Source organism: Aeromonas cavernicola (assembly GCF_002795305.1).
GTDB lineage: Bacteria > Pseudomonadota > Gammaproteobacteria > Enterobacterales > Aeromonadaceae > Aeromonas > Aeromonas cavernicola.
On the sequence record NZ_PGGC01000156.1, the window covers coordinates 1 to 550 of the forward strand.

1 protein-coding gene is annotated in these 550 nt (G+C 57.1%); it reads right to left on the bottom strand.

All coding sequences use genetic code 11. The features are described from left to right. Window positions 1-215: 215 nt before the first annotated feature. Window positions 216-550 (bottom strand): transposase (locus tag CUC53_RS19615; RefSeq protein WP_420808071.1); only part of this gene is annotated, 335 nt, incomplete at its 5' end.

Consider the following 550-nt stretch of genomic DNA (forward strand, 5'->3'; position numbering starts at 1 on the left):
TCCTTAACTGATCGGCATTAACGCAATGGCTGTGGGTTTATAACCATGAGCGGCCAATATGGCGCTGGATGGTTATACCCCAAAGCAGCATCTGGCAAAGGCTGCATGACCTCTACTTTTGAGTGCCCCTAAAAACGGGGGGATTACCGTTACACCGGGCGAACGACATCGGGGTGAAGACAAAGCGCTGCTGGCGAAACGGGATGCACAGTGTATCAGGCCGCGAAAGCACAGCACCCGGCCAGATGGAGTGGGAACACCCGAAACTGGACACCGATAGGAACCGTGATGCTGAACCCAGAGCTGCCCGCACCAGAGCCAGAACGGGCGGCGTAAAACAGCTTTACACGACAACTATCTTGAAAAACGCTGTGATTACGCCGCCCCATCACCCCAGCTAACCAACTGTCTGCGTGCTGCGCCTTGCGCTCCGCTACCCGGAGTACAGCCCGAGCGCCATGGATCAGCAGGGTGCGCAGATAGCTGTCGCCGCGTTTGCTGATCCCCAGCAATGTTTGCTTGCCACCGCTGGAATGTTGGCGTGGCACCA